The sequence below is a fragment of the Streptomyces sp. NPDC057486 genome (assembly GCF_042802415.1).
GTDB classification, from domain to species: Bacteria; Actinomycetota; Actinomycetes; order Streptomycetales; family Streptomycetaceae; genus Streptomyces; species Streptomyces yanii.
On the sequence record NZ_JBHVEE010000024.1, the window covers coordinates 86,542 to 95,531 of the forward strand.

Sequence of the window (8,990 nt, forward strand, 5' to 3'; positions counted from 1 at the left end):
AACGGCACCCGCCCGGGCACGGGCGGGAGGTCGTCCACCTCGTCCGGGACGTCGTGCTCCCGCTGATCGGCAGGCAGCTCCCGAAGATGGGCGACGGCCGCTCCCGGATAGCGGGTGGTCCACAGCGCGGCGGCGTTCGGGATCAGGCCGAGCGCGTCGAGCTGGTCCGCCCGCCCCTCGCGGTAGGCCTGCATGATCTGCCCGCGCAGCCGTGGCAGATGTCCAGGGCGAGCTTGTGCCGTGACTGCTGGACGGTGAGCTGCCGGCTCTTCCGCCGCCGGTAGTTGTCGTCGACCGGGTCCACCACCCGCAGCAGGTGAAGGGTCCTGGCGACCTGGTCATTCACGGCGTTCAGCCGGGTGATGCCTCGCTTGAAGTGGTAGTACTCCGATGAGGTTCCGGCGTTGATGGTCCGCTGCAGCACCACGAACCCCAGCCCGTCTACCGAGGTGAGCAGGCCCTCGCGCCAGTCCCATCGGGGTCGACGCCCGGAGCGACGAACTGCCGATCCGTCAAACTTCGCGCGCTCATCGGCGTGTTCGATGCCTGGCCCACCTGCATCCGTTGTGGGTGTGAGTTTGTGGCTGATTGTGATTGGGGGCAGGCGCGCCTGGTCGCGGTGTCTCGTTCTGCCGACGTGACCTGCGATGGCGTGCCTGCTTGGTTTGCCGGTTACCCATTGCGTCCCGTATCCGAAACCCGGTGGGGGCCGGACGAAGGCGTGGTGGGGCTGTGCGACCGGGTGTGTTGGGGTGGCTCGGTGTGGGTGGAGTGGTGGCGGCTGGGGGTTGGTGTTGGTCTGTGCGGGTTAGTAAAACGACAATATGCGTGCCGGTGTCGGGGTGTGTGGGGTGGACGTGTCAGTGTTCATGGACTTCCCTCCAGTGTGGAGAGTGTCATGAAGCTGCTTCCCAGGATGTTCAGACAGTCGAAGGACCCGGCTGACACGGTCGTGTCGCAGCGGCTTGAGGAAAGTATCGAATGTGCCGGCTACTGGGCGAGGAGGATGCCGTGGGAAGCGGCCCGTCTGGTGCGGAAGGTTCGTTTCTATACTTTGGCTGCGGCGGTGCTGAGTCTTGTCACGGGCGTTTTGGCCTGGCCGGTTATCGGTGAGTCGTCGCAGTTGGCGGCGCAGGTGTTCATTTCGGTGTTGTCGGGGATTGCTGCGTTGGTGGTTGTTGTGCCCCATGTCACGGGCCTGAGTGATCGTGGTGATGAGTCGATCAGGCTGTGCGCTACGTACGGTGCGGTGTACCGGGAACTTCTGGAGGCGAGGGGCCGACTTGCTGCCGGATCTTTGGAGGATCCTGCTCATGTGGCCGAGATCATCCGCCAGTTCGAGCATATTCAAGAACGAAGGGATGCCTTGGCGCTTCCGGCGGGGGACGGGTATCTGGAGGGTGGATCTGGTGTGGGGGCGGTCAGGGGTGGTGGGCAGTGGGGACGCGCCGGCCTGGGTGGACCGCAGGAGATTGCAGGGCCGTTGCTGCCGTCGGCGCGGGGAGGCCCGCAGGACGACCAGGTCGTGGCTGTTGACGACGAGGCCGTTCTTGCGGCGCTGGTCTGTGTGTTGAGGAGCGGGTACCAGCCGCGGCGTGTGCCGTCGTATGCCAGAGTTTCGTCGGCTGTGGTGCACCGCTTGTTCCGGGTCTGGCCGCGGGCCGGGGGCTGGGGGGCGCCGTCGCCGGGCGGTGTTGGACGGATCCGCCGCCTGCGGTCTGCTGGTTCCTTGACGAGTCGTCCCCGGCTCGGCCCGGGTGCGCGCCGCGGGGGCGGTGAACTTGCGGGTCCGGGCCCGACTGTCGGTGACAGGCCGGGTTCTGGGGTGCAGCTTGTGCGCGATGCTGCCGGTATGCCTGTGGTTCTTGGGGCCTCGACGGGCGCCGACCGCCACGCCAGGTCCTGAAAACTGGCCGGGCTCCTGCCGGGTGCGCTCTCACATCTGTGGTGGGTGCCCGGTGAGGGCCCGGTTCTGTGCTGTGCGTCTCAGTCCTCGACAACTTTGGGCGCGCGGCCGGTTGGCCCGAGTCCTTCGGCCTGCCCAAAGGCCTGCGGTCCCGATGGCCCGGCCAGAAGCTGTAGAGGGTGGTGGACCGTTTCTTCACGCACCGGCACACCGAAGTTCTCACCTGGGCCTGCGACCACGGCGTCGCGCTGGTCCTCGTGCCGGTCTACGGCTCGTGGCTGAACTGGATCGAATCGGAGTTCGCCGCCCTGCGCTACTTCGCGCTGGACGGCTCCGAGCGCCGCACCCACGACAAGCAGAATGCTGTCATCGCCGCATGCATACGCGGCGCAACACCCGCGCCCAACCGGAGACCGCCTTCGCCCCCGACTCACTCATCCGGACCTGGACCCAGTGCTCGACTCACAGTCGGGCGGCGGACCAATACGCGGGTGATGCTCCCGTCGTCCTCTTTGATGTCCCGGACATGCTCGAAACCGATTCTGTCCAGCAGTGTCAGCGAGGCCTTGTTCGGTGCAGCTACGGTGGCATGCACCTCGGTCAGTCCGAGGCTGTCGAAGCAATAGGCAACGATCGCCTCTGCGAGCTCGGTGCCCAGGCCGGATCCCCACGCCGTCGGCGCCAGAGCGTAGATGATTTCGTGCCCTGCGACGACGTCGGTTCGCTTGATCTCGGCATGCCCGACCAGGAGTCCGTGGCGACGAACGGCCCAGACATCGAACAGGTCCTGGGCATAGACCTTCGTGAAGATCCGCCTGAACAGGGCCCGGTCCGCTGCTTCGCAAGCAGGGCCGTCACCCATCCACTGCGACACCCTGGTGTCCTGAAACAGGGCGACGAAGCCCTCTTCGTCCTCGGGGATGTACGGCTCCAGGAGCAGCCGCTCGGTGCGCAGAGTCGGGGTCATGGACGGCGACGCTACCCACCGACATCCCGGTCGGCAAACCACTTTCACCTGCGTGGACATCGCCCTTGCCGCCGCCACGCCGCACATCCACCGGCGCTGCGGACCGAGCCGTCATTCGGAGCCGTTCACATGGTCGACCATCCGAGCCGAGCCACTTGCACCCCGTTGTCCGCGCGCTCATAGGGTCGCCTCGAAAAAGCCGCCGCTGACCGGCAGGCCGAAGGGCCGAGCGCGAGTCCCTGGGAAGCAATGGGCGCCTCAGGGCGGGTCAGAGGGACCTGGTCGGCAGTTCCAGGACCGCGCGTGCGGCGTCGCGGACATCCGCGTCCTGGTCCGCCGCGAGCCGTTCGAGCGCGGCGCGGACCAGGGGGCCCGGCCGTCCGGCCAGGGACCATGCGACCTGGAACCGGACCCGGCGATCTGTGTCTTCAGCGCGGGCCACCAGAAGGTCGGTGACGGGCTCCTCGCGCGACGAGCCGAGGGCCGCCACCGCAGCCCCTCTGACCTCGGGCGCGGGATCCCCGGTGCCGGCGATGAGGGTGGCCAGGGCCCGCGGGGGATCCCCAACGCCGAAGATGGAGCCGAGAATACTCATCACGTCGGCGCGTACCTGCGGGTCAGGGTCGGACGCCGCGTCGGCGACAGGCCCGAAGTACTCCGTTCCGCCGAAGTCGATGACGCTCAGACCCCAGATGCCGACCAGTCGCGTCCCGGGATCGTCCGAGGCGACGCAGCCCAGGACCAGCCTGCGTGATGCCTCGGGCCAGGCGGAAAACAGGTCGAGGAGGTCGAGCTCCAGCGTGTCCCCGTCGTCGTTGCGATCGCTCACCCTCGCGCGCAGCAGGGCGGGCAGGGCCGCCGCACCGCAGGCGCCCGCCAGGACATGGGCGATCCGGTCCCGCGCGAAGGAGTCGTCCACGGCGACATGACGGGCGAGTCGATGCTCCAGCTCCGGTCGCAGGAACGCGGCAGCCGGTGACCGCAGTCGTTCCACCAGGGGCTCGAACCGGTGGCGTGCTCCGGGCCCGCGCTCAGTGTTCGTGGCAAGCCGCGCGTCCAACTCGCTCAACGCACCTCGCAGCGCCGCGCGCTCCGCTGCCTCGTCCCCCGGCACACCAATCCCCGTCATGCCGCTCACCCTACGGGCGTGTGGTGTCGCCGGCCTCTGCCACGATTCACTGATGACGCGCACCAGGTTGTGGGGCGGAGTGTTCACGAGCGGCAGCACGGCATCTGCGATGGGCTGAGGGTCCTTGAGGTGGCCCCGTTCGTTGTGGCGCCGGCACTGCTGCCCGTTCGCACGAGCGTCACGCACACGAACCTTGCGCTGCGGCTCGAGGTTGTTGTCGTTGCAGTTTCGGCGCTGGGCAACCGTGTGGCGGGTGAAGGCTCAGTTGGCCTGCGGTGATTGCGTTCGGTGATGCTCCGGGGTGCGTAAGTGGTGGGGCGCTGGTTGGCTGCGTGGTGTCCGACCCTTCCTCTCCCAGGAGTGACGATGAGTGTTGCAGGTGAGTCCGCCAGTCGTGCACAGCAGTTGCAGGACAGGGTTCGTGAGCTGAACGATCGTGCCGAGCGGACGAGTGATCCCAAGGAGCGCCGCAGGTTGCATGACGAGGCGCGGCGTATGCAGGAGCAGTCGATGAAGGAGGGCGGGCGTGCGGGCGGGGACGGGCCGGGGCGCGGTCCCGGTGGCCGGTAGGGCGAGTTCCCGTCCCGGTGACGTAGTCCCCAGCCCCGGTACCAAGACCCCCAAGTACCTCGCCGACAACGCATGCGCCGCAAACGTCGAGCTGTCTCCGGCCGACCTCGCCGACCTCGACGCCATCCCGACCCCCGTCGGCGCCCGGTACTGACCGCCTCGCCGCGGTGCCAAACGGCAACGGCCAACATTGACCACGAGGCGCGGGAGAATGCCGTGCCTCGTGGTGTGCCTGCAAAACGCCAACGCGCAGGTAGTCACTGTGACCAGGAGAGACCGAGAGGGCTCCGCTGCCGACAAGGCCTACAGCGACGGCCCCGTCCGCGAGTACCTGCGACGGCGGGGAATCCGCCACACGATCCCGGAGAAGAGTGACAGCCGGGCCGCCTGTCTGCGCAAGGGCTCACGTGGCTGCGACAGATTGGTGAACGGTGCTACATCGGCGGGCAGTTCGTGGCGTCGGTCGCCGGGGCCGGGCTCAACTGCCGCCCCATCGCGGCTACCGCCTCCAGAACGGTGAAGTTATAGGACCTGGAGAACTCCCGCCAGATCGGTGAGCCACCCACCCATGATGGCAGCGTCCACGCAGTGGCGGTGACGTCTCCGTACGGTTGTGGAATCTGCCCACCCGGGGCTGTCCGGACGAACTTCCCATGCCCGCAACCACCTACCACGTCGGGCTCGCGAGGAGTGGAGCACTTGTCGTCGGATTCCGCAGCGACATCGCGGTGTTCGAAAGTCGACACCCGTCACCCTCGACATAGCCCCATCCTCTCCCTGCCTGCGGAGTCGACCCGTCAGCGAGCACACAAGATCGTGGTGGCACCGGTTCCTCGGCCGATAGACTCTCCCCGGCTCACAGGCGATGACGCCCCGCCGGTGGGCCGCGGATACACCTGTCACGGTAAGAACTCGTCGTCTGCCACCCGCCACGTCGACAGCAAACTCATGAACAGGGCCAGTTGTAGGCTGTCCGGCCAGCCGGTTCTGGACCGGCCGAGGTTGGATCGGGACGACGGGAGTTGGCATGTCTCGGGAATCAGTGGCGTCGGTGCGTGTCCCTCGGCCCGGTCTTCCCACGGACCAGGAGCTCTTGGGTCTGGATGACGATGCGCGAGCACTCTATGTGCAGCTCGCCACCGCTGGTCGGCTGCCGCTGTCCGAGTTGGACGATCGCGTCCTCGGGCCGTTGCTGCGCTCGGGCCTCGTCGCGCGAGCCGAGGGGATGGTCGAAGCGCGGGCGCCGCGTGGCCCGCTCGAGGCAGCCGCGCAGTCGTACACGCAGTTGGCAGCGCGCATCCGAGATATCGGTGAGGAGCTGACGGATGTGTGGAACGCGTCTCAGCGCGCAGACGTGGGCGTCGACTTCGCGACCGGTGAGATCGCGCTGCAGGAGTACGCGGACCTCGTCAGCTCCGCGACGACCCGGATCGACGCGCTGACCATGGCCCCACGCAACGATCGACCGATCGCCACGGCGGACGGTGTCTTCGAGGTGCTGGCACGCGGGGTCGAGGTCAGGGTCGTGTACGACAGTCGACTGCTCGAGTCTCCCGAGGCGATCGAGGTGGCGGAGACGTGCATGGCGGCCGGCGAACAGGTGAGGACATTTCCCGGCGTTCCGATCAATCTCGTCATCGTCGACGATGTGGTCTCCGCCAACGTCACCTCCGACGGCGATGAGGAGGTGCACGTCGCCAACATTCGGAATCGTCGGCTCGTCGCGGGGCTGCGAAGCGTGTTCGAGTCCTACTGGCAGCTGTCGATGCCGCTCGCCGACGAGAGCCTCGTGCAGGACGGCACGAAGGACTTCCGGCATCTTGTGCGCTTGCTGAGCATCGGGCTCACCGACCGGTCGATCGCGAGGGAGCTCGGAGTGTCCGAACGCACCGTGGGCCGCCGGGTCACTCGACTGCAGGAACTGCTCGGAGCGGATACCCGCTTCCAGCTGGGACTGCAGATCGCCAGACGTGGCTGGGTGTGACCCGACGGCCGACGTACCGTGTCAGAGGTTCCGCGGACAGGGCGATGCCTGCTGCGCGCCGCTCCAGCACGCACCTCTCGGCGTTGCCGTAGCGCGACGGGAGATCCAGCAAGCCATCGCTCGGCGCCTTGGGAGACGCGCACTGGATGCGACGCTCGCGACAGCAGCCCCTGTCTGCGGAACCTCTTGGTCCGTCAGTGCGCGTCGGGAGCGACGATCTCGGGCAGCGCCTTCTCGAAGGCGTCGGCGACCGTCAGGCTCGGGAGGATGTGTCCCTGGTCATCGGCACTCTTGACGAGGTCGGCAGCCCAGGCGGAGCTGCGGTAGCGCTGGTTGGGCGTGCCGTGGTGCCCGGGGTTGGAGAAGCTGCAGTCGCCGACGTTGTAGAACGTCTGGAGGTCCTGCAGGGTGTACGCCTTGTTGAGCGACTCGCCGAGCTTGTGGACCGTGAAGTACGTGCCGAGGGCATCGGCCATCAGCTCCGTACGGCGGGTGGCCTCAGCCTCGTCGGTGATGTCGGTCTCGAAGAGATTGTCCGAGTACTGGACCTGATGTCCGAACTCGTGGGCCATCACCGCACGTCCGCCGACCCGTCCGAGGCCGAGCTCGTTCCACATCTGGAGGATGCCCTGCCCCATCGCCACACGCCGGGTGATGCCGAGCGTCTCGAGGGTCGCCTGCGAGTCACCGGCATGGGTGGGGTCGATCGCGAACGCGTTGAGCGAGAACATCGGGTTTTCGACGCCGCCCGGGAATCCGCTGAGCCGGCCCGAACTGAGACCGCCCTCGACGCCGATCCTCAGGAAGAGCGCGCCGAGCGGGCTGATCTTGCTGAGGCCGTCGTATACGTACTGGCGGTCGGCAGAGGCGTCGGGGCCGAGGACCTTGCCGTCGAGCGAGACGAGCCCGACCTTGCTGGTGTCGACGTCCCAGAACCGCTGGAGGTTCGTGAACGTGCGAGCGAGCTCGTTGGTGTTCGCTCCGTTGGGTCCGAGAGCGGTGTCATGGGGGTTGGTGGGCGTCTTCATCAGGGTCCAGTACTGGACCAGAAGGTCGGGCGACAGTCCCAGGAAGCCGTTCTGGTACCAGTCCCACGACGCAGGGTCGATCTGCGCGATCTGACCGCGGGCCCACTCGCGGAAGTCTGTGGTCGAGCAGTCGTAGTCGTCGGGGTTGATGGCCCCGGAGGTCCACTCGTTGTCGACGCCGGCATCGGTGAGCGCTGCCTTGACCTGGGCCAGGGTCTTCGCAGCGGCCGCGGCGAGTGCGTCGTCGGATGAGCCCGCCGCCTCGGCGGCTGCCCGAGTGTCGGCATCGAGATCGAGGCCAGCGATGTAGTCGTTGAACTCCTGGCGCAGTTGCGAGATGTCTGCGGACTGGGCTGCCGTGTTGGGCGCGCCCACGGCGACGGTGGTCGCGGCGGGGGAGACCGCGTTGGCTGCTGTCACACCTGCGCCGGTGAGCGACATGGTCGCAAGCGACGCGACGGCCAGGGTTGCCAGGATGGAGCGCTTCATCAGTACTGACTCCTCAATGCGCCAGGCTCGGTGTGCCTGGGCCTGATCGGCATTCAAACGACGCTGAGCAGGTCAGTGGAAGGCCTTCGGAGTGGCAGAGACCGGACATGTCCGGTCCCGGACAGGCCATGTGGTGGTGCCCGCGATCTGTCGGTGCGGGTGTCGATCATTACGTCCGGGCAGGTCAAGCAGCATGTGCGTGCTCGTGGAGGACCCCGCCGAGTCCGTTACGTCAATGGACGTCGAGCCGGTCGGGTTCGGTGATCGGCTCGGGGGCTGACCGCAGGGGTGCTGCGCTGTGCAGGGTGCGATGAGGCCGATGCTGACCGAAGAAGGCTTCGAACTCGCCGAGTGCGTGGGGCAGGTGGGCCTGGTTCCAGATCAAGGTCGGGTCGAGGAGCTCGTCAGCGGGCGTGCTGGGCAGCGCGACGGGGCAAAGCTTGCCGGGAGGGTCACCAAGGGCTGTCCCGTAATTCCTGGCGGGCGCACGACGACAGCTACGGCACCTCGCTGCGGCTCGCAACGCCCGAATACGCCCACTATGAGGGCGCTCCTCCGCCTTGCGATGCACCGCATCCGACGCCGCGCGCCGATCCACCAGGGATTCAGGGATTGCGGGACAGCCCTTAGCTACCCGGCTGCCCACCGGCAGCTCGTCACGCGTCAGACGGCCGGCTTCTGGGGAGGGGTCGGCTTGGTGGTGAGGAGTGCGGTGATCTCCTGGGTGAGGTGCGGGCCGAGTTCGCCCCAGCCGTCCTTGTAGCCGTAGACGCTGGCCAGGGTGCGGGCGTCGTAGTCGCCGTTCATGATTTCGATGTCGTTGGCTGTGATGAGGGCCGGGTGGGCGACGCCGACGGCCGCCGAGACCTTCAGCAGCTCCTTGCGCAGGGTGCGCAGGTAGACAGCGGCCCGGGTGG

8 protein-coding genes and 2 pseudogenes are annotated in these 8,990 nt (G+C 67.5%); 4 read left to right on the plus strand and 6 right to left on the minus strand.

Annotated features, from left to right (window positions below; translation table 11 throughout):
• Positions 1 to 47 precede the first annotated feature (47 nt).
• Positions 48 to 337, minus strand: a pseudogene (locus tag ACFU6I_RS14510) (Tn3 family transposase); the annotation flags it as partial.
• Positions 338 to 898: 561 nt separating this feature from the next.
• On the opposite strand from ACFU6I_RS14510, the gene ACFU6I_RS14515 reads away from it, so the two are divergent.
• Complete coding sequence (locus tag ACFU6I_RS14515; RefSeq protein WP_384365505.1) at positions 899 to 1,906, plus strand: hypothetical protein; 1,008 nt, start codon at positions 899 to 901, stop codon at positions 1,904 to 1,906.
• A 430-nt stretch (positions 1,907 to 2,336) separates the two neighbouring features.
• On the opposite strand, the gene ACFU6I_RS14520 is transcribed toward ACFU6I_RS14515, so the two are convergent.
• A complete protein-coding gene (locus ACFU6I_RS14520) occupies positions 2,337 to 2,873 on the minus strand; it encodes a GNAT family N-acetyltransferase (RefSeq protein ID WP_384365508.1) in 537 nt (178 codons plus the stop codon).
• Between the two features lie 268 nt (positions 2,874 to 3,141).
• Positions 3,142 to 4,002, minus strand: coding sequence for a HEAT repeat domain-containing protein (locus ACFU6I_RS14525; RefSeq protein ID WP_384365511.1), 861 nt, complete (start codon positions 4,000 to 4,002; stop codon positions 3,142 to 3,144).
• 366 nt (positions 4,003 to 4,368) lie between these two features.
• Between ACFU6I_RS14525 and ACFU6I_RS14530 the strand changes: the two genes are divergently transcribed.
• The 3 genes from ACFU6I_RS14530 (at position 4,369) to ACFU6I_RS14540 (ending at position 6,556) form a co-directional block, all read left to right on the plus strand.
• Positions 4,369 to 4,572, plus strand: a complete 204-nt coding sequence (locus ACFU6I_RS14530; RefSeq protein WP_384365514.1) for a DUF6381 family protein — start codon at positions 4,369 to 4,371, stop codon at positions 4,570 to 4,572.
• The gene (locus ACFU6I_RS14535; RefSeq protein ID WP_384365533.1) at positions 4,529 to 4,726 is read left to right on the plus strand and encodes a hypothetical protein; all 198 of its coding nucleotides are present in this window, start codon (positions 4,529 to 4,531) and stop codon (positions 4,724 to 4,726) included. The genes ACFU6I_RS14530 and ACFU6I_RS14535 overlap by 44 nt, the downstream gene beginning before the upstream one ends.
• Before the next feature lie 939 nt (positions 4,727 to 5,665).
• Positions 5,666 to 6,556 (plus strand): hypothetical protein, encoded by an 891-nt coding sequence (locus ACFU6I_RS14540; protein ID WP_384365517.1) that lies wholly within the window; start codon positions 5,666 to 5,668, stop codon positions 6,554 to 6,556.
• Between the two features lie 194 nt (positions 6,557 to 6,750).
• On the opposite strand, the gene ACFU6I_RS14545 is transcribed toward ACFU6I_RS14540, so the two are convergent.
• From ACFU6I_RS14545 to ACFU6I_RS14555, 3 genes and pseudogenes are all read right to left on the minus strand, one after another.
• Positions 6,751 to 8,073 carry a hypothetical protein gene (locus tag ACFU6I_RS14545; protein WP_384365520.1) on the minus strand — a complete coding sequence of 441 codons (1,323 nt, stop codon included), beginning with the start codon at positions 8,071 to 8,073 and terminating at the stop codon, positions 6,751 to 6,753.
• A gap of 232 nt (positions 8,074 to 8,305) precedes the next feature.
• The gene (locus tag ACFU6I_RS14550) at positions 8,306 to 8,458 is read right to left on the minus strand and encodes an integrase (protein ID WP_384365523.1); all 153 of its coding nucleotides are present in this window, start codon (positions 8,456 to 8,458) and stop codon (positions 8,306 to 8,308) included.
• Between the two features lie 278 nt (positions 8,459 to 8,736).
• Positions 8,737 to 8,990 (minus strand): annotated as a pseudogene (locus ACFU6I_RS14555) (FMN-binding glutamate synthase family protein); the annotation flags it as partial.

Coding starts and splice junctions, on each gene's coding strand:
- ACFU6I_RS14520 (WP_384365508.1), bottom strand. CDS start 2,873: ATGACCCCGACTCTGCGCACCGAGCGGCTGCTCCTGGAGCCGTACATC.
- ACFU6I_RS14545 (WP_384365520.1), bottom strand. CDS start 8,073: ATGAAGCGCTCCATCCTGGCAACCCTGGCCGTCGCGTCGCTTGCGACC.
- ACFU6I_RS14525 (WP_384365511.1), bottom strand. CDS start 4,002: ATGACGGGGATTGGTGTGCCGGGGGACGAGGCAGCGGAGCGCGCGGCG.
- ACFU6I_RS14515 (WP_384365505.1), top strand. CDS start 899: ATGAAGCTGCTTCCCAGGATGTTCAGACAGTCGAAGGACCCGGCTGAC.
- ACFU6I_RS14530 (WP_384365514.1), top strand. CDS start 4,369: ATGAGTGTTGCAGGTGAGTCCGCCAGTCGTGCACAGCAGTTGCAGGAC.